This is a genomic window from Mesorhizobium sp. WSM2561 (assembly GCF_000513915.1).
Taxonomy (GTDB): Bacteria; Pseudomonadota; Alphaproteobacteria; order Rhizobiales; family Rhizobiaceae; genus Mesorhizobium; species Mesorhizobium muleiense.
In genome coordinates this window covers 22,936-41,082 of the sequence record NZ_AZUX01000021.1, presented here as the reverse complement: position 1 = coordinate 41,082, position 18,147 = coordinate 22,936, and the positions used below count along the sequence as shown (strand labels likewise).

The 18,147-nt window shown below is 60.7% G+C and carries 17 protein-coding genes, 1 tRNA gene and 1 pseudogene; 6 read left to right on the top strand and 13 right to left on the bottom strand.

Annotated features, from left to right (window positions below; genetic code table 11):
• Position 1: 1 nt before the first annotated feature.
• The 3 genes from M727_RS0118845 to M727_RS43090 all read left to right on the top strand — a co-directional run bounded on the left by M727_RS0118845 (position 2) and on the right by M727_RS43090 (position 1,748).
• The gene (locus tag M727_RS0118845) at positions 2-775 is read left to right on the top strand and encodes an anti-sigma factor (protein ID WP_027153984.1); all 774 of its coding nucleotides are present in this window, start codon (positions 2-4) and stop codon (positions 773-775) included.
• 21 nt (positions 776-796) lie between these two features.
• On the top strand, positions 797-1,513 hold the full coding sequence (locus M727_RS0118840) for a Bax inhibitor-1/YccA family protein (RefSeq protein ID WP_027153983.1): 717 nt from the start codon (positions 797-799) through the stop codon (positions 1,511-1,513).
• Between the two features lie 124 nt (positions 1,514-1,637).
• The gene (locus M727_RS43090) at positions 1,638-1,748 is read left to right on the top strand and encodes a DUF2076 domain-containing protein (protein ID WP_245268700.1); all 111 of its coding nucleotides are present in this window, start codon (positions 1,638-1,640) and stop codon (positions 1,746-1,748) included.
• A 273-nt stretch (positions 1,749-2,021) separates the two neighbouring features.
• On the opposite strand, the pseudogene M727_RS36785 reads toward M727_RS43090, so the two are convergent.
• Both M727_RS36785 and M727_RS0118825 read right to left on the bottom strand, forming a co-directional pair.
• Positions 2,022-3,087 (bottom strand): annotated as a pseudogene (locus M727_RS36785) (ISNCY family transposase); the annotation flags it as partial.
• Positions 3,088-3,344: 257 nt separating this feature from the next.
• On the bottom strand, positions 3,345-4,292 hold the full coding sequence (locus tag M727_RS0118825) for a homocysteine S-methyltransferase family protein (protein WP_027153982.1): 948 nt from the start codon (positions 4,290-4,292) through the stop codon (positions 3,345-3,347).
• A gap of 243 nt (positions 4,293-4,535) precedes the next feature.
• Between M727_RS0118825 and M727_RS0118820 the strand changes: the two genes are divergently transcribed.
• On the top strand, positions 4,536-5,189 hold the full coding sequence (locus M727_RS0118820) for a TetR/AcrR family transcriptional regulator (RefSeq protein WP_027153981.1): 654 nt from the start codon (positions 4,536-4,538) through the stop codon (positions 5,187-5,189).
• Between the two features lie 55 nt (positions 5,190-5,244).
• Here the strand turns inward: M727_RS0118820 and M727_RS0118815 are convergent, their stop codons facing one another.
• The 8 genes from M727_RS0118815 to M727_RS0118780 all read right to left on the bottom strand — a co-directional run bounded on the left by M727_RS0118815 (position 5,245) and on the right by M727_RS0118780 (position 13,374).
• Complete coding sequence (locus M727_RS0118815) at positions 5,245-5,715, bottom strand: YbaK/EbsC family protein (RefSeq protein ID WP_027153980.1); 471 nt, start codon at positions 5,713-5,715, stop codon at positions 5,245-5,247.
• Positions 5,716-5,730: 15 nt separating this feature from the next.
• The gene (locus M727_RS0118810; protein ID WP_027153979.1) at positions 5,731-6,549 is read right to left on the bottom strand and encodes an MBL fold metallo-hydrolase; all 819 of its coding nucleotides are present in this window, start codon (positions 6,547-6,549) and stop codon (positions 5,731-5,733) included.
• A gap of 3 nt (positions 6,550-6,552) precedes the next feature.
• Entirely contained in the window at positions 6,553-7,347 is a 795-nt protein-coding gene (locus M727_RS0118805; RefSeq protein WP_027153978.1) for a TatD family hydrolase, read from the bottom strand.
• Entirely contained in the window at positions 7,347-8,933 is a 1,587-nt protein-coding gene (gene metG, locus M727_RS0118800) for a methionine--tRNA ligase (protein ID WP_280944172.1), read from the bottom strand. The genes M727_RS0118805 and metG overlap by 1 nt, the downstream gene beginning before the upstream one ends.
• 47 nt (positions 8,934-8,980) lie before the next feature.
• Complete coding sequence (locus M727_RS0118795; RefSeq protein ID WP_027153976.1) at positions 8,981-10,036, bottom strand: DNA polymerase III subunit delta'; 1,056 nt, start codon at positions 10,034-10,036, stop codon at positions 8,981-8,983.
• Complete coding sequence (tmk, locus tag M727_RS0118790) at positions 10,033-10,704, bottom strand: dTMP kinase (RefSeq protein WP_027153975.1); 672 nt, start codon at positions 10,702-10,704, stop codon at positions 10,033-10,035. Before tmk ends, M727_RS0118795 begins: the two co-directional genes overlap by 4 nt.
• A gap of 64 nt (positions 10,705-10,768) precedes the next feature.
• Positions 10,769-11,935 (bottom strand): D-alanyl-D-alanine carboxypeptidase family protein, encoded by a 1,167-nt coding sequence (locus M727_RS0118785; RefSeq protein ID WP_027153974.1) that lies wholly within the window; start codon positions 11,933-11,935, stop codon positions 10,769-10,771.
• A 209-nt stretch (positions 11,936-12,144) separates the two neighbouring features.
• Positions 12,145-13,374, bottom strand: a complete 1,230-nt coding sequence (locus M727_RS0118780; RefSeq protein WP_027153973.1) for a septal ring lytic transglycosylase RlpA family protein — start codon at positions 13,372-13,374, stop codon at positions 12,145-12,147.
• On the opposite strand from M727_RS0118780, the gene M727_RS41580 reads away from it, so the two are divergent.
• The gene (locus M727_RS41580; protein WP_156941559.1) at positions 13,368-13,670 is read left to right on the top strand and encodes a hypothetical protein; all 303 of its coding nucleotides are present in this window, start codon (positions 13,368-13,370) and stop codon (positions 13,668-13,670) included. The two genes, M727_RS0118780 and M727_RS41580, sit on opposite strands and share 7 nt — an antisense overlap.
• 112 nt (positions 13,671-13,782) lie before the next feature.
• A tRNA-Ser gene (locus M727_RS0118775) sits at positions 13,783-13,872 on the top strand.
• A 206-nt stretch (positions 13,873-14,078) separates the two neighbouring features.
• On the opposite strand, the gene M727_RS36780 is transcribed toward M727_RS0118775, so the two are convergent.
• The 3 genes from M727_RS36780 to M727_RS36775 are packed head-to-tail and all read right to left on the bottom strand — an operon-like array spanning position 14,079 to position 18,006.
• Positions 14,079-15,146, bottom strand: a complete 1,068-nt coding sequence (locus M727_RS36780) for a tyrosine-type recombinase/integrase (protein WP_084646792.1) — start codon at positions 15,144-15,146, stop codon at positions 14,079-14,081.
• Positions 15,143-15,331 carry a hypothetical protein gene (locus M727_RS0118760; RefSeq protein WP_027153972.1) on the bottom strand — a complete coding sequence of 63 codons (189 nt, stop codon included), beginning with the start codon at positions 15,329-15,331 and terminating at the stop codon, positions 15,143-15,145. The genes M727_RS36780 and M727_RS0118760 overlap by 4 nt, the downstream gene beginning before the upstream one ends.
• Positions 15,328-18,006, bottom strand: coding sequence for a phage tail length tape measure family protein (locus tag M727_RS36775; RefSeq protein ID WP_051505647.1), 2,679 nt, complete (start codon positions 18,004-18,006; stop codon positions 15,328-15,330). The genes M727_RS0118760 and M727_RS36775 overlap by 4 nt, the downstream gene beginning before the upstream one ends.
• Positions 18,007-18,147 lie beyond the last annotated feature (141 nt).

The following is an 18,147-nucleotide window of genomic DNA, read 5'->3' as shown; positions in this document are numbered from 1 at the left end:
GATGAGCGAACTGCGCGACCCGGTGACCGATGCCGACCTCGACGCCTATGTCGACGACCAGGTGGACGTTGCCCGCCGCATTGAGGTCGAGGCGTTTCTTTCCGCCCGTCCCGAGGCTGCCGCCCGCGTGATGTCCGACCTCAGGACGCGCGACGAACTGCGTTTGGCGCTTGCCGGATGCAAGGGCATGGCGCGGCCGGCAACGGCTGATGCGGCACGGCGGCTGGAACGGGGACTGGCTCGAGGGCGCGCCTTGCGCACGTTGCAGCGGGCTGCGGCGGTCGCAGTCCTGGTGGCTGCGGGCTGGCTGGCCAATGGGATCGTCGGGCCGATATCGGTGACGAAAGTCGTCGCCTCGACCCAGCCGCCTATCTATCTGGAAGAGGCGATCCGGGCGCACAGGACGACGATCATACGCGAGGCGATGTCATCCCAGCCCGAAGCGCCGGATTACGATGCGGACGAAATCCGCGCCGCCACGGCGATCGTCATGCCGTCGCTGCCGAAGGACTGGAAAGTCCGTGACGTCCAGATCTATCCATCGCAGTTCGGCCCGAGCGTCGAGATGGCTGTCGAAACAAGAGACCTGGGACTGGTCTCGCTGTTCGCGATCAGGCCCGGAACGTTCGACGTGGTCCAGCCGACCGTCGCCCCGTCGGGCGAAATTTCCTCGGCCTATTTCCAGATCGGCGAAGTTGCTTACGCAGTCGTCGCCCGAAGCGGTGTCCGCGATCTCGATCGCACCGCAGAAACGCTCGCCAACACGCTTTACTGAACTTCACAAAGGAGATCCCGCATGAACACCCCCAATCTAGGATACCGCACCGGCGTCGGAGCCCAAACCGGCGCCGTCTATGACGAAGGCCTGCGCCAGCACATGCTGCGCGTCTACAACTACATGGGCGTTGGCCTCGTCGTTACCGGCGTGATCGCCTTCGTCGTGGCTTCCACGCCAGCCCTCTACGTGCCGATCTTTTCCACTCCATTGAAGTGGGTGGTGATGCTGGCACCGCTCGCCTTCGTGCTGCTGTTCTCGTTCCGGATGCAGACGATGTCCGCGGCCGGCGCTCAGGCGACGTTCTGGGCATTCTGTGCGGTCATGGGCCTGTCGCTGGCGTCCGTGTTTCTGGTGTTCACCGGGACCAGCATCGCGCGCACCTTCTTCATCGCCGCCACCATGTTCGGCGCGACCAGCCTTTACGGCTACACGACCAAACGCGACCTGACCCAGTTCTCGTCCTTCCTGATCATGGGTCTGATCGGCGTGGTGATCGCCAGCATCGTCAACATCTTCCTCGGCTCGACCGCGCTCCAGTTCGCCATCTCGGTGATCGGCATCGCCGTGTTCATCGGCCTCACCGCCTGGGATACCCAGACGATCAAGGAGCAATTTGCTGAAAACTTCGGTGCGGAATCGCAGCAGAAGCTCGCCGTCTTCGGTGCATTCTCGCTCTATCTGAATTTTATCAACATCTTCCAGCTGCTGTTGAACTTCACCGGCGAGCGCGAATAGCCGCGTCAAATCCATGCATGTCGCGGCAGCGGCTTTGGAGCAGCGACATGCATGAACAGAGACTTGAAGCGCGTCGCGAAAATCTCTCGGAACGCGGCGCGCCTGGATATCGGAGTTGCTTCCCATGGACAGGAACGACCAGCAGGCGATCGGCACTCTTTTCGAGAAACTTGCGAATGTCGAGCGGCAGACGCCGCCGCGCGACGCCGAAGCGGAACGCTTCATCAACGATTAGATTGCCCGGCAGCCCGGCGCCCCATACTACATGGCGCCGGGGAGGGTAGGAGGCACGGCAATCGAGGGAAAGGTCGGGCTGATACGGGCCTGTCGCTGGGTGGCTGCATCGGGCGAAGTTGGAGAGTGCTGGTAGGAGACCGGGCATCCATGGTGGCGATACGCTTGCGATCCAGCCGACGAAGCAAGCCGCTGTGACCACTGTGTCTTCGAGGTGCCCAAGGCGAACTCTGCCAACCTGACGAGCTGCACGTCAGAGGTGCTCGCCGGCGCGATAGTCGCAGACGACCACCTTCTTGCAGGCAAGCTTCTTCGCCAATTCGGTCGGGTGCAGAATGAACATCGCCTTGTCGTAACGCAGCGTCAGAGCCTGCGTCAGCGTGCGGACCTCCTTGCGGCACAAGGCCCCGTCCAGGTTCTCGTGATCGGCGAAGGGACGGTGCATGTCCTTCGGGTTGCGTGGCTCCTTGGCAAAGCACGCATTGAAGTCCGCCATGAACTCAGCCGCATAGGCGTTGGCCGCCTCGATCGTGCTGATGCCGCGCAGGCGCAGCTCCTTCACAAGCCGGTCCTGCAGCGTCTGGTTGGCGCGCTCGACGCGGCCCTTCGCCTGTGGGGAGTTGGCGCAGATGATGTCTATGTTGAGCTCGTAGAGCGCCCGGCCGAACTGCGTCAGGCCGCTGCCGCGGTCCAACTTGGAACCATGCGTCGTCCGGAAGATACCGTGCTTGTCGCTGTAGAAGGCCAACGGCTTGCCCCATGCCTGCAGATAGGACTTCGCCGCGTGAAAGTAGTCAAACGTGTTCTCCGACCCGGCAAAGCGCAGATGTAGGAGCCGGCCGGTCGCGTCGTCGATGAAGACGAGCAGGGCGCATTTGGGCCCGCGCTCCTCGAACCACCAGTGATGCGAGCCGTCGATCTGCACCATCTCGCCGAGACAGTCGCGCCGGCCGCGCGGCTGGTGCAGCCGGCGCTTGCGCTCACGGCACAATGTCCAGATGCCCGCCTCCGTCATCCATTTGCGCAACGTCTCCTTGCTTACCGCAAGCTGGTGCCGCTCAAGCAGCTTCTCGCGCGCCCAGGGTTGGACCGAAATCGCCGTAATGCTCCCGAATCAGCTCCAGCGCAAAGTCGCGAACACCATCAAGAATGCGGTTGTTGGAGGGACGGCCACGCGCCTTGTGGCGAAGAGCCGGCGCGCCTTCAGACTGAAACGTCTTCATTAGCCGCTGGACTTGCCTGGCCGAGACGCCGAGCAAACCCGCAGCCGTGGCGCTGGTCATTCTTCGCTCACTAACCCTCGACAGAACATCAATCCGCTGCAGCTCGCGTTCGCTCATCACAACCAGTCCCAACCTGCAATCTCCTGTGCGCTCGAAGGCGGGGAGATTGGCAAGGCAAATGCAGGGGCGACATTCCTACTTTGCCAGATCCGGACATTTTAACTTAGCTGCTACATCAGAAAGTCGCATAAGATAGATTATGGAACTGAGGTGCGTTTTGATAGCATTGCTTTTCGGCCCAACCGCAGTTCCTTGTTTCCTTGGAACCAGTGGAACTGCGGTTGGTAAGCGTTGCGTCTCCCTGGGACAGCTTCCTACGCCGCTTGCGGCACGCAGGCCTCGCAGATCGCCGCGATATGCCGGTGGTCGGTGCCGCAGCAGCCGCCCAGGATGCGCATCGTCGGAAACGAGGCTGTCAGCCTGCTGTAGCGCCGCCCGAGATCGTCCGGGTCGCCCGCGTCGAGCGTTTCCGATTCGTCCAGTTCGGCATGGCTTTTGGTTGAAGCGTTCGCCTTCACGCCATAGACGCGATCGAGCCAGCGCTCGCCCTTGTTCAGCGCCTGCATGAAATGCGTCGGATGGGCGCAGTTGATCATATAGTAGGCCGGCGCACCGTCTGTCGCGTCATCGACCCTGTCGATCGCCTCGCCGAGCGTCGTGCCGGTCACCAGCTTGCCGTCCGTCTCCACCGTGAACGAGATCATGCACGGCATCTCATGCGCCTTGGCAGCCCGCGCCACGCCGATTGCCTCGTGGAAATTGGTGAGCGTATAGGCCGCAACCATGTCGGCCTCGGTCCGCGCGAAACTCTCGATCTGCGCCGCGTGATAGGCTTCCGCCTCGCTGGCGTCCATCTTGCCGGCTTTGTAGCCGTCGCCGCGCGGCCCGATCGCGCCGCTGATGACGCACGGCGTTTCGGCGGTCTCGAACTCATTGCGCAGGTCGAGAAGAAGCTCGATCGAGGCCTCGTTGACGGCCCGCAACGCTTCCGGCCCGTAGCCGAGCAAGGTTCCCCAATCGGGGTTGGCTCGCCACGTCGGCGTGTCGAGGATGAAGCCGGTCCCGCTTCTGCGCGCAATGGTCAGATAACGGATAAAATATTCCCTCAGCTTCTGCCGGCCTTCAGCCGTTGCCATCAGCGTGAATGAAGCAAAGTGCGGAAGGTCGAGGCCTTCGTGAAAGATGAGGGTCGTTTCCATGCCGCCATCGCTCAGAAATGTTCTGTTGGCGAGTTGCGGCAGATTCTGGCGGTACTTGGCCATGTTTGTCTCCAGTGGTAAGATGACACCGTGCCGACCTGATGGCGGCCGGCTCGCAATAGCCAAGTTTTAGCAGCACATGCCGCCGGTGCGGTAGAAGGCTTGTGGTCCGGTACGCCACCGAAGCGGAAACCGCAGCAATTACAGATGGATAGCCGCGCTGGACCGGTCGTACTGCTATCGGTGCCGATGGTGGCGGGTGTGAAAACCATACCGCCGGTACAGTAGATTTGAGGGCATTCGGTCATGCGCAAAGGTGCGGAAACGCGCGAACGCATTCTGGAGATCGCCGAGGCCTCGGTGCTTGCCAAGGGGTTCGGCGCGACGTCCATCGAGGAGGTGATCGCCGAAGCCGGCATCACCAAGAGCGGCTTCTTCTATCATTTCAAGGACAAGAACGAACTCGCCCGCGCCTTGATGCTGCGCTATGTCGAGGAGAACGACCGCATCTTCGATGATGTGTTTCACCGCGGCCGGCAATTGTCCGATGATCCATTGCAGTCGTTTCTGATCACGCTCAAGCTGCTTGCCGAACTGATGGGTGATCTGCCGAACGGCCACCCCGGCTGCCTTATCGCGACGTTCACCTATCAGGAGCGCCTCTTCGACCGCACCGTTCGCGACATCGCCGCCGCCGCCATCCGCTCCTGGAACGGGCGGTTTCGCGATGCGCTGAACGAGATCGCGGCCGTTTATCCTGCCCGCAAAGGCATGGACCTCGAAGACGTCGCCATCATGTTCTCCTGTGTGATCGATGGCGGCATCATCATGTCGCGCGGGCTCGGCGACCCGCGTGTCCTCGAACGCCAGATCCTCGCCTTCCGCAACCTCGTAAAGATGTTGTTCGCGCCGGCGGCGCCTGAAATCATGCTGCCGCCCACCACCATCGCCGCCGAATAGAGTGCTCCGGGCGGCGCTCGCTGGAGCCCGAGGCTGCGTATCAGGCGCGTTCGGTTCAGACTGCCAGCGTCGCCACGACAGCCTGCGCTGCCTTGATCATTGCGTGTGGCTCGGCGGCGAACACCGCGTCGTGCGCGCCGGCCGCTGCCCATATGCGGTCGAAACCGAGCAGCGTTTCGTCGGCGAACGCCGGGATCGCAATCAGATGGCCGATCGGCGCCACGCCGCCGATGGCAAATCCAGTCTCGTCGCGGATCTGCCGCGGGTCGGCGCGCTTCAGCGGCTCGCCGGTCAGTGCTGCAGCCCTGGCCAGATCGAGCTGGGTGGAGCCGGAAACCAGGAAGAGAAACAGCTTTCCGCTGGTTTCTCCCTGGAACACCAGGGATTTGACGATCTGGGCGACTGTGCAGCCGCATTGCGCGGCGGCTTCCTCGGCGGTGCGTGTCGAGGCGCCCATGCGCCTGATTTCGATGTCGAGGTCGGCATCGGCCGCTGCCCTGGTCACACGATCAATGCTTCCAGCCATGAAGAACCGAACCTATCATGCAGATTCATAAGGGATTTCGATCGCCATGCCGTCATAGGCCGGGTCGACGTCGGCCGGCGTCTCGGCCATCACCGCAGCGTAGTCGAGCGGCACATGCATATGCGTCAGAACGGCCTTTTCCGGCGCCAGTTTTTCGATCCAGCCGAGTGCCTGGCCGAGCGACAGATGGCTCGGATGCGGCCTGTATTGCAGCGCGTCGATGACCAGCACGTCGAGATCGCGCAGCCGTTCGGCGGTGGCGTCGGGGAAATCACTGACATCGGGGCAATAGGCTAGGCCGCCGATGCGAAAACCAAGCGATATGATGTCGCCATGGATCTGCGGCAGCGGCTCGAGGGTGAGGGCACCCCCCTCGCCTTCGACCACCACCGGCCTGGCATGGTCGATGATATGGGGCTCGACAATGGGCGGATAGGAACTGCCTAACGGTGTTTCGAAACAATAGCCGAATGCTTCCCGCAACCGCAGCATGGTGGGCTGGTCAGCGTGGATATCGATCCGATGACGCTGCTCGAGCACGAAGCCGCGCAAATCGTCGATACCGTGGATATGGTCGGCATGCGGATGCGTATAGACGACCGCATCGATGCGCTTGACCGCTGCCAGCAGCATCTGCGCGCGAAAGTCCGGCCCGGTGTCGATGACGACTGTGGTCCTGTCGCCGTTTGCCGCGATCCGCTCGATGAGCGCTGCGTTGCGCATGCGCCGGTTCCTCGGATTGGCCGGATCGCAATTGCCCCAGTCGCCGGTGATGCGCGGCGTGCCCGGCGATGAGCCGCAGCCGAGAATGGTGAGGCGCAGCCGGTCGCTCATGCGTCAGGCGCTCAGCGCGGTCGGCCGCGGCATCTTGCTGAACAGCCGGAAGAAATTGTCGGTGGTAATGGCGGCAATGTCGGCCTCGCTGACGCCGATCGTTTCGGCCACCACCTTGGCCGTATGCGCGACATAGGCAGGCTCGTTGCGCTTGCCGCGAAACGGTACCGGCGCGAGGTACGGCGCGTCGGTTTCGACCAGCAGGCGGTCATGTGGCACATCGGCGGCGATGGCGCGCAGCTCGGCCGAATTCTTGAAAGTCACGATGCCGGAAAACGAAACATAGCCGCCGAGCGCCACGCCGATCTCTGCCAGCCTGCGCCCGGACGAAAAACAGTGCAGGACGAAGGGGAAGGCGCCCTTCCCTGTTTCGTCCTCGAGGATATCAGCCATGTCGCTGTCGGCATCACGCGCATGGATGACCAGAGGCAGGCCCGTCTCGCGCGCTGCGGCGATGTGCGTGCGAAAGCCCTGCGCCTGCGCATCGCGCGGCGCATGATCGTAGAAATAGTCGAGACCGGCCTCGCCGATCGCCACCACTTTGCGATGAGCTGACAGCCGGACAAGCGCCTCGCGAGTCACGTCCAGCTCCTCGGAGGCGTTGTGCGGATGGGTGCCGACCGAGCAATAGACTTCGTCGAAAGATTCAGCGATCTCAAGCACTTGCTGGAACCGCTTCACACGCGTCGAGATCGTCACCATGCGACCGATTCCAGCGGCCAAGGCGCGGGCGACGATGGCCGCCCGCTCCTCAGCGAAATCCGGAAAGTCGAGATGGCAGTGACTGTCGACCAACATCAGATGTTCGCGTCCGGCTGCTCGACGTAACGCGGAAACACGCCCTCCGGCGCGGGCAAAGCAACCCCTGATACCAGCGCATGGTCCGCGTGGATATGCGTGAAATCGCGGCTGTCCTGTGGCACAGCCAGCAGGTCGAGCAGCTTGGCGGCCGACCCCGGAATGAAGGGCTGGCACAGCAGCGCCACGCGTCGGACGACTTCCGCGGTCGTCCACAGCACCGTTTCCATGCGCGTCGGATCGGTCTTTCTGAGCGCCCAGGGTTCCTGCGAGGCGAAGTAGCGATCGGCCTCCGCCACGACGCCGAAGATCGCCGCCAGCGCTAGATGGATGCCCTGCTCCGCCATCATCTTGCGTGCAGTAGCAAGCGCCTCCACCGCCTGGTCGAGGATCGCCCTGTCGGCCTCCGCCAACTCGCTGCGTTTCGGCACCATGCCGCCGCAGTTCTTGGCGATCATCGACAGCGAGCGCTGCGCCAGATTGCCAAGGCCGTTGGCGAGGTCGGCATTGGTGCGGTTGACGATGGCGTCGTGGCTGTAGCTGCCGTCCTGGCCGAACGGCACTTCGCGCATGAAGAAATAGCGCACCTGGTCGAGGCCGTAGTGCTCGATCATCGCGAACGGATCGACGACATTGCCGACCGACTTCGACATCTTCTCGCCGCGGTTGAACAGAAAGCCATGCGCGAACACGCGCTTCGGCAGCTCGATCCCCGCCGACAGCAGGAAGGCCGGCCAGTAGACGGCGTGGAAGCGGACGATGTCCTTGCCGATGACGTGGACGTCCGCCGGCCAGAACCGCCAATCGTCAGCGTCTTCATCGGGGAAGCCGGCAGCGGTGATGTAGTTGGTCAGCGCATCGATCCAGACATACATCACATGCTTGTCGTCGCCCGGCACCGGCACGCCCCAATTGAACGTGGTGCGCGAGATCGACAGATCCTTCAGTCCGGATTTGACGAAGCTGACGACTTCGTTGCGCCGCTCGGCCGGACCGACGAATTCGGGGTTGCTTTCATAGAGCGCGAGCAGCTTGTCCTGATAGGCGGAAAGGCGGAAGAAATAGCTCTCTTCCTCGGTCCACTCGACCGGCGAGCCGAGCGGCTCGCGACGCACGCCGTCGTCGCCGACCTTGGTTTCGGCCTCGTCGAAATAGGCTTCCTGCCGCACCGAATACCAGCCGCTGTAGCGGTCGAGGTAGATGTCGCCATTCTCCGCCATGCGCGTCCAGATCGCCTGGCAGGACTTGTAATGGCGCTCCTCGGTGGTGCGGATGAAAACGTCGTTCGAACAACCGATCGCTTCATACATCGAGCGGAAGATCGCCGAGTTGCGATCGGCAAGCGCTTTCGGCGTCAGGCCTTCGGCGTCCGCCGTTTGCTGCATCTTCAAGCCGTGCTCGTCGGTTCCCGAGACGAAGAAGACGTCCTTGCCGTCGAGCCGGTGGAAGCGGGCCAGCGTGTCGCTGGCGATGACAGTGTAGGCATGACCGATATGCGGCTTGCCGTTCGGATAGAAAATCGGCGTTGTGAGGTAGTATTTTTCGCGTGCCATGGATGAGCCGTCATGAATGTCTGAATGAAAGATGTCGGTGGATATCGCATCGAAACGGCGATTGCCATCCCGATGGGCCGTCACATTCGCATTGCAGAATTCAGGCGGTCGATCATGGTCAAGGCGTGCTGCTTCTTGTCGAGATTGTAGGTGTCGGTTTCAGATATAGCGTTCAAAGCCTCGTGCCAAGTATCCGACAGCGTTTTGGCCCGCGCCAGATCGCCCGCCAGCGCGGCCTGGTTTGCGCCGGTCGAGAGCAGGTCGAGCGCACGGCGATTGAAAATATCGAACTGGATCGCCCGGTCGCGCCCGGCGACCGCCTCGGCGAGGCGATAGGCGCCGGCAACATCGCTCTTTGCCGCTGTCGCCAGGGCATCGAGCGTCTCAGCGATTTCCAGCCCGCCATATTGCGTCAACAGGATTGCGGTGCGCGCGCTGCCCCCTGCCCGCTTGGCCAGTGCCGCGCGCGCCGCGGGATCGTCCGTTGGCGGGGGTTCGACGCTCTCCAGAACCGTCATCAGGCTCTCGGCATCGAGCGGCGTCAGCCGCACCATCTGGCAGCGCGAGCGGATGGTCGGCAGCAGGCTGCCCGGCGCATGGACGATGAGGATGAACAAGGTGCGTGCCGGCGGTTCTTCAAGATTCTTCAACAAGGCGTTGGCCGCATTGGTATTCATGTCGTCGGCCGGATCGACGATCACCACCCGGTAGCTGCCGTCATGTGAGGTCAGCGACAGGAAACGGCTGACCTTGCGGATCTCGTCGACGGTGACGACCGTCTTGAAACTCTTGGTCTTGTCGTTCGGCGGGCGGGTCAGATGCAGCACCGAAGGATGCGCGCCGGTGGCGATCTGGCGAAACAGCGATGACGTCGGATCGGGAACGGCAAGGACCTCCGGCGCCTGTTCGAACGCCGGATGCTTCAACAGATGATGCGCCAGGTGAAAGGCGAGCGTCGCCTTGCCGATGCCGACCGGCCCGACAAAGATGAGCGCATGCGGCAGCTTCCCGGAGCGATAGGCTGACGCCAGCATGTTCGCTGCCTGGTCATGTCCGACCAGACGCGGCGTCTCGGATGGCTCCGGTACGCCGTCAAGCGTGTCGTGCTGTTCTGGTGCGATCCGTTCGAAAATCATCCCGGCGCCTGCTTCCTGTGCCTCGGCGTCATCGTCTCCAGCGCCGCGAACACGGCGCCGGCGACGACATTCTCCACCGTGTCGGGGTCGGCGGACGCGTCGATGACGATGCAGCGCTCGGGTTCTGCCGCGGCGATCGCCAGAAAGGCTTCGCGGCGGCGCTGGTGGATATCGAGCGTTTCCTTTTCGAAGCGGTCGGCGCCGGCATCGGTGCCCCGCCGTGCGGTGGCGCGCCGCAGTCCTTCGGCCGGGTCGATATCGAAGATCAGCGTCACGTCGGGCACCATGCCGTTGATGGCGACCTTCTCCAGCGCGCCCATGAAGGCTGGATCGAGGCCGCCGGTGACGCCTTGGTAGACGCGCGAGGAGTCCATGAAGCGATCACAAAGCACGACCGAGCCGCGCTCGACCGCCGGCCGGATGACCTGCTCGACATGGTCGGAACGCGCGGCGGCGAACAGCAGCGCCTCCATCCTGGGGCCGAATGGTTCGGCAGCGCCGGAAAGCAGCACATGCCGGACCGCCTCTGCGCCTGGCGAGCCGCCCGGCTCGCGCGTGACAAGGACATCGTATTTCTTGGCGCGCATCTTGCTGGCCAGCCGCTCGATCTGCGTCGACTTGCCTGCCCCTTCTCCGCCTTCGAAGGTGATGAAGAATCCGCTCACCAAAGCCTTTTACCATGCTGCGGGACCGTAATAGTCCTGACTTGAGAAAAGGTCCACGCCACGGCTGCTAACGCAGCCAGCCGACCGCCAGTTCCTTGGCGGCATCGAGTGCGCGTTGCGGCAGCGAGCCGACGCCAACCGGCTCGGCGGCGAAAAGCGGCGTCTCCTGGCTCAGCGTGTCACCGATCCAGACCCGCAGCGCACCCACCGGTTGCCCCTCCTCCACGGGGGCTGCAACCGGTCCCTCATAGACGATTCTGGCGGTCAGCTTGTCGCGGTTGGCGATCGGCAGGAAGATGACCACGGGCGCTTTTGCCTTCAGCGCCACGCCGGATTTCGCGCCGCCGAAAACCTGGGCCTTGCCGACCACCTCGTCCTTGGCGAAAATCTCGGTTTTCTCAAAGGAACGAAGGCCCCAGTCGAGCAGCTTTCGCGCTTCTTCGGCGCGCTCGCGGTCGCTTGCCAGGCCGCTCATAGCCGCAATGACCCGCCTGCCACCTTGGCTGACCGAGCCGACGATGCCGAAGCCGGATGCCTCGCTCCTGCCCATCGCCAGGCCGTCGGCGCCGATATCCATCGCCAGCAGCGGGTTGCGGTTCCGCTGGGTGATCTTGTTCCAGGTGAAATCCTTCTGGCCGTAGTAGCGATAGAGGTCCGGGTACTCGCGCCAGATATGCAGGGCAAGGAGCGCAAGCTCTCGAACCGTCGTTTGCTGACCATCGGCCGGCAGACCGGTTGCATTGACGAATGTCGATTTCTCGAGGCCAATCTGCCTTGCGCGCTCGGTCATCCCAGTCGCGAAATTCGCCTCCGATCCGGCAAACCCTTCGGCGATGATGATGCAGCCGTCATTGGCTGCCTGGACCGCCACGCCCTGGATCAGGTCTTGAAGCCGGATCGTCGACTTGAGTTGGGCAAACATTGTCGACGTGCCGGATGGCGCGCCGCCGGTGCGCCATGCGTTCTCACTCACCACGTATGTATCGTCGAGCGTCACGCGCCCCGATTTGATGGCGTTGAACACCACCTCCATCGTCATCAGCTTGGCCAGCGACGCCGGCTGAATCGGCCTGTCGGCATCCTTGGAAAACAGCACCGTTCCGGTTTCGGCATCGATCATGAAGGCCTGCGCGGCCTTGGTTTCGAAAAGCTGCGCCGCGGCCGGAGCCAGCGAAAGCAGCAGGAGGCCAAAACCCAGAAGCCCGGCGAGAGGCGCGGCGAAGCGAAATTTCATGAGAAGTTCGACCTGTCAGCCGGTAGTTCCGGGCAAGCTCTAAAGCGCGTCGCGTTCGACGACCTCACGCGACGCGCTTTAAGTTGTTTTTTTATGCATGTCGTTGTCGCAAAACCGCTGCACACCTTTGCGCGACATGCATTATCAGGCTTTGTCCCGGCCGAGCAACCGCGCGATGGACAACCGGCCAAAACTTCAGGTTTTGCCGGTCAATTCCGAACCACGAGCGCGTCCGGCGCGCCATGCGACCATGCCGCCTGCAGCATGTCGTCCAGGCTGCCATGGCCGTCCGGATAGAGATTGACCGAATACCAATCCTTGCCCTCGAATTCGGAGCGCTGGATTTCGGTCTTGCCAAAGCCGGAAAGCTGGGTTGCCACCTGCTGCGCCTCGGCGGCATCCTCGAACGAGCCCGCCGCGATATAGTCCGTGGGCAAAGCGGCCGAAGGACCTTGCCGCTTCCACGATTGTAGGATTTCGGCAGGCGACATGCCGGCGCCATCCATCGCGGCAAAGACAGTGGAGGAGCGCTGCACGCGTTCGCTCGCATAAGACAGCGTCGCTACCCTGAATGGCGATTGCGGCGGCAGATTGATCTGCGGCCGTTCCGGCACGATCGGCCCGAAATCTGGCAGCGCCACACTGCCAGCGGCCGGCGTCTGCGCCGCCACGACAGGCTGTGCCGATGCGGAATTCGTCAACTGACCGGGAAACGGAGCGGCGGCGGCCAACGCCGTGCTCGGCGATGGTCCGTTCATGGCGATCATGACGCCGGTGGGCAGGCCGTCCGACGGATCCGGCGCCCTGTTGCCGGGATGGTAAGAGGCCATCAGATATTGTTCGTCATTGCCGTGAAGCGGCGCCCGTCCGACATATTCGACCTTCACCTTGGCCGTGCCGATATTGGCATAGTCGAGCATTTCGGCGGCGCGTTTCGACACATCGATGATGCGTCCGTCATGGTAAGGACCGCGATCGTTGACGCGCACGACGACCGAGCTGCCGGTCTTCAGATTGGTGACGCGCGCATAGCTCGGCAGCGGCATTGTCGGATGCGCGCCGGTCAGATGTGTCATGTCGTAGACTTCGCCGTTGGCGGTCAGCCTGCCGTGGAAGGCTTCGCCATACCAGGAGGCGAGACCCTTCTTGGCGTAGCGCTTGTCTTCCTTCGGATAATACCACTTGCCGCGCACTTGATAGGGCTTGCCGAGCTGATCGCGTCCGCCGCCACGCTGCAGGCCCGACATCTTGAAGCTAACGCGCGGGCTGGCTTTTACGCCATATTCGGATTCGGCAAAATATTCCTTGGAGCGAGGCTTCTTGTTGACCATTGCCTTTGGCTGTGGCGGCGCCGCGCAAGCCGCCAGCAAGGCAGCCGACAGGGCACACAACGCGAAAGCGGAAGCGCGACGAAGACGCGGGCGCGTCGTGCTTGGCATTTTTCGATTGTCCCCTCTCAACAAAGGCGCCGCAACTTGACCGTCGGCGGGGCCAAAACCTACCCGACAATGCCAGCGACACCTTGATTCGCAATCCCTTGTGCACAGGAATTGTTTATCACCGTATTAACCGATTATGGTCGGAACCGGGCGAGATTGTGGCACAGGCCGACCCGGCGATCGCTGTGAAAAATCACGGCGTTTCGAGCTTCGGCGCAGCGTTGCTCGTCCTGCTCAAGCCCCGCCGTCAAGCACCCGTGCCCTGCCCCTGGCAGGAACCGGCAACAGCCGGTTGACAGGACTTCGTTGGGCGCACTAGAGCAATGAAGAGCGAACGATCTCCGAGGCGTGCCCACAGGGTACGCGTTGAGATCAGGACGAGCATCCAGGTGGTTGAAAAATCACCATGGAGGGATGGCCGAGCGGTTTAAGGCACCGGTCTTGAAAACCGGCGTGGGTGCAAGCCCACCGTGGGTTCGAATCCCACTCCCTCCGCCAGTCAACCCCTGAAATTCCTTTATTTCCAAGGCTTCTAGCGACTTTCGGTTAGTGACCAACTAACCAATCTACTAACCAGTGCCGTGTCAACAGCGCAAAAACGGGGCGGATTGCGCCGCCCGGTTGTCTTCGGGATTGTTGCGCTCGACCGGGCAATTGCCGACACCGACGATGATCTTGACGAATTGGACAGTCGGTATCACGACCTAGATGGTCGCATCGGATAGACGATGGCCGTTGGTCAAAACGCGGCTCATTGCAATCCGTTCGCTTGCCGCTCGCGAAAGCCGCTTGCGATCAGCTTCTTTGGTGTAAATTTCTGCCGTCGCTAGTTTGGACCATCCGAACATCGCGCACAGTTCATGAGCGCTTGCACCATTATCCGCTGCGATGGTCGCGCCGGCTTTACGAAGCCCATGCGCTCGACACTCTTTAGGTAGCTTGGCGTCGTTGCATTGCTTTGCGAACCATGTGCCAAAGCTCTCTGCGGAGCTAAACGGCTTGCCGTAAGACGTGACCATGAACGATTGCAGCCCGGTTGGTGTGGCATCAATGGATCGTTGCAATTCCGGCCATATGGTTAGGTAGACTATGGTTCCGGTCTTTTGGGTCTTGATCGTGATTAGACCATCGCGGACGTGCTGCGGTCCTACCCGTACAAGGTCGCCTCTTCGCAATCCACAAAACAGCATGATATCGAGCGCAAGGCGGGCGCGTGATCCGACCGGGTGATGTTTGCGGAATTGCTCGACTTGATCGACGGTCCAACTATGGAAACCGTCCGTGCTGGCACGGATTGGCATCACGCCGACGCAAGGATTGTTCTCGATATGCCCGGCACTAACCGCCCATTCAAATAGCTTGCGCAACGCCTTCAACCCGTTGTTGGCTGCAAAAGGCGTATCGGCTTTCGCGTCCATTGCGGCTTGAATGTGATGGCGTTTGATCGCGGCGAACGATTGCGAACCGGAGCTATCAACCAGCCGCTTCAAGATGCTCGAACGCTGCCGTTGCGTTGATGGTCGCAATCCTTTGTAATGCGCGCTCTGGCGATACTGGTCAATCAACCATGCAAAAGTGTGTGCTGCGGGACGGCCTATCGGTTGCACAACAAGCTTGCCCGCGAACGCGGCGTTGTATGCCGCTAGGTATTCTCGCGAGTTGTAATCGTTTGGCAGACGGACGCGGATTTGTCCCGGTCTTCGAAAATACCAGATGTATTTTCCGTGTCGGTTCTTTTCGTGAATTTCATATCGTCTTCTGGCGGCAATCAAAACCGCACCTTTACGTCTGGTTCGGGCAGCGGCGGCTTTTGGCCGGGGCGATCGTTGTCAGATGCCGGCACAAGGCGCACGTTCACGCCGCCTTGCGTTTCGATGATTGGCACATGACCCGCCTTGGCAGCGCCACGACAGATAGCAGTGATCTGCTTTTGTGTGAGCAAAAGTTTCCGCGTCATGACACAACCGATCCATCCTGCGAATATTGGTTCAACCAACTCACCATTGATTTTTTAGTCGTTTCGAGAGTATTTTTCGCCGTGTTCTTGATTTCTGCAACGATATCTTCACGGCTGATCGCGCCGCTGATCTGATAAACATTCGTCACATCGACGTTATTGTTATTGACGGCTTGCGATGCCGCCTTGCCGTGCATCTGGACGCCTAGCGAGCCATCCGGCCCGCGCTGCAACGGCATGATCGCTTCCGGCCCGGCTTCGCCCATGATCCCGGCACCGCTTGCGAATGCAAACAAGGTCGGACTTGACACGACTGAATTCGAATGACCGCTGATACCATTGGCGAACGCGCCGCCTTTGGCCCAAAGACCAGCGCCAGCCGCGAACGTGAACGCGCTCGCGCCACCGCCGCCACCGAACAAGCTGAAAATACTTCCGAGAATGCCGCCACCACCGCCACCGGCCGAGTTGACTTGAAAGAGCGCGTCCAAAACGTTGTTCAACAGCTTGTCAACGATCCGGTCTAGCGCGTTCATCGCAGCATTCTTAAAGCTATCCCAAAAGCCTTCACCGCTTTTCAATCCGTTGCGAAGATCGGAAATAAACCCGCCCAATATCTCTTTACTGAAAGCGCCGAATTCTCTTGCCGCTTCGGCAGCTTTTCGTTGACTTTCTTCCAATTCCTTTGCGCCGGCCGATGCTTTTGCATAGTTGCCGGCAAGTAGGTCGATCTTGTCGGCAAGTTCCGGCGTCACTTCAACACCGGCCCTATGTGCATCATTCAAAAGCTGTTGTTCGATGCGGGCTTTTTCTGTCGCGTAGCCATAATCGGTAATGAGTGGATTAAGGCCGCGTTGTGCTTCGGCTTCCGCATTGATCAAATCGATACGCGCTTGGATTTGTTCCATGCTACCTTTGAACAGATCATCCGGCGTTTTCTTCGTTGAGCTTGCGCCCAATCCGGCATCGCTCATGGAAAGACCGGAGCCGGAAAGAAACGCGGACGCTTCCTGTCTGCGACGTTCCGGGTTGGCGCTTAGCCCGGCAATCGCTTTTGCAACTGCGGCGGGACCGTCACCACCGTTGATCGCATCGACAATCGATTTCGGCAGTTGGCCGTAATTGTATGCAATGGACGACAACGCGGCTTTCTGACCTTCGTTGAGCGAATTCCATGTATCAATTCCGATTGCCTTTTGAATGCCCGTTTGAAACTCAATCAGGCGGCGGGAAAGATCGCGTTGCGCATCGGCAAGCGTGACGACGGTATCCTTTGTGACCTTTTCAAACGTGCCGTTCGCATGGGTTATCGTGTCACTACCAAAGCCAACCCGCCACGCATCGAATTCGCCGGTTGAAGCTTTCTTGTCTGGATAAGCTTTATTTGAAAAGCTTTCGAAACCACGGATCATCGCAGCCGCAGCGGACGCGCCGGCTTCCTCGTACATCTTTTCGTTTGCGTTGAACGTCTGCAACTGGTCGGGATTTAGGAACTGCCCGCCGCCGCTTGTGAGCGGCGTAAGTTGGCCGAGCGGCGAACGCTGAAAGAAATCAAGCAAAGCTTTGTCGGCGGCAAGGGCTTCGCCGGCTTTTCTCGCACGGTCGAATTCATCCGCGATCCCGCCGATAGCTTCCGCCATCCGTTGCGCGGCGGGAATATGTGTCGTCGCATAAAGTTGCGAAAGTACATCTTGAACGTTCTTTAGCGTATCAACCTGTAACTTACCCTCGTTCACTTCCTTGAACAGTTGGGCGAATTTATCCTGCATACCAACGATTTTACTAGGATCAGCACCGATAGTAAGCAACTGGTCGGTCAGATCAGCGGCATCGACGCTTAATCCTTTGACGATTTCGCGCAATTCGGCATATTCACCCTTGATCGCAAGAGTAACCGCCGTATCAAGGTCTTTCTGACCTTCTAGCTTTTTCCGTTCATCATTGTATGCCTTCAACGCGGGAACCGCGTTTCCCCATTGTTCGGTAACTTTGTTGATCAATGCAGCTTCCTTTTCCAACGCTTCCGCATTGTCTTCGCTGCCGGCAATGAAAGTCATGAAATACTGAATTGCCGCCGCAGTTAATGCGACGATACCGATTGTCAGCAACGAAACCGGGCTGATCACCGATGCGAACGCGCCCATGAGTGTCGCGCCGAGACTTGCGCCGGATTGAGCGAAAACCGCCGATAGTTGCGTTCCTTGCTGCAACGCAATCAACAACGGGTTCATTCCCATTGCCGCCGTCACGCCAATATCCTGAAACTGTGCCGCGATGTTGCCGGTATTCGATTTCATTGCGCCGCTGTTTTGATTGGCGGCAGTCTGCAAGCGCTTGATCTTGCCGGCCGCTGCATCGGCAGCGTTGCCTAGTTGCGTGGTTGCGCCTGCCGCTGCCGCAGCGCTTGCCGCATTCGCATTGTTCGCACCTGTCGCCGCCTGTACCGCTTGCGCCTGTCGCTGGTGACCGACCGTAGCGGCATTCGCCGCGCTTGTCGTCTTGCCGATGCCGGCTGCGGCGCGTTGTGCAGCCGAGCCAGTTTCCGTCAGTGAGCGGTTGACCACATCGGACGCGCGTTCGACCTTTGTAGCGGCCGGAACCAACGCTTCCAGCTTCGCCTTTGCTTCGACAAGGTCAGATGTTTCGGCTTTAAAGCCAATTGTCGCGAGGTCCATATGAATTATTCCTTTAAATATCTTTGTATATTCTCGTTCGCTTCGCGAATTATGCGTCCAACCCTTTGTTGATCTTCCACTGTGAACGATCCGTAGCGCACCCTTTGTTCGTTTCCGGTGCTGCGATATATCGGCAATGCA

Coding starts and splice junctions, on each gene's coding strand:
- M727_RS43090 (WP_245268700.1), top strand. CDS start 1,638: ATGGACAGGAACGACCAGCAGGCGATCGGCACTCTTTTCGAGAAACTT.
- M727_RS0118760 (WP_027153972.1), bottom strand. CDS start 15,331: ATGACGCGGAAACTTTTGCTCACACAAAAGCAGATCACTGCTATCTGT.
- M727_RS0118810 (WP_027153979.1), bottom strand. CDS start 6,549: ATGAGCGACCGGCTGCGCCTCACCATTCTCGGCTGCGGCTCATCGCCG.
- M727_RS0118825 (WP_027153982.1), bottom strand. CDS start 4,292: ATGGCCAAGTACCGCCAGAATCTGCCGCAACTCGCCAACAGAACATTT.
- M727_RS0118805 (WP_027153978.1), bottom strand. CDS start 7,347: ATGTTGGTCGACAGTCACTGCCATCTCGACTTTCCGGATTTCGCTGAG.
- M727_RS0118820 (WP_027153981.1), top strand. CDS start 4,536: ATGCGCAAAGGTGCGGAAACGCGCGAACGCATTCTGGAGATCGCCGAG.
- M727_RS0118785 (WP_027153974.1), bottom strand. CDS start 11,935: ATGAAATTTCGCTTCGCCGCGCCTCTCGCCGGGCTTCTGGGTTTTGGC.
- M727_RS36775 (WP_051505647.1), bottom strand. CDS start 18,006: ATGGACCTCGCGACAATTGGCTTTAAAGCCGAAACATCTGACCTTGTC.
- M727_RS0118840 (WP_027153983.1), top strand. CDS start 797: ATGAACACCCCCAATCTAGGATACCGCACCGGCGTCGGAGCCCAAACC.
- M727_RS0118815 (WP_027153980.1), bottom strand. CDS start 5,715: ATGGCTGGAAGCATTGATCGTGTGACCAGGGCAGCGGCCGATGCCGAC.
- M727_RS0118795 (WP_027153976.1), bottom strand. CDS start 10,036: ATGATTTTCGAACGGATCGCACCAGAACAGCACGACACGCTTGACGGC.
- M727_RS0118780 (WP_027153973.1), bottom strand. CDS start 13,374: ATGCCAAGCACGACGCGCCCGCGTCTTCGTCGCGCTTCCGCTTTCGCG.
- M727_RS0118845 (WP_027153984.1), top strand. CDS start 2: ATGAGCGAACTGCGCGACCCGGTGACCGATGCCGACCTCGACGCCTAT.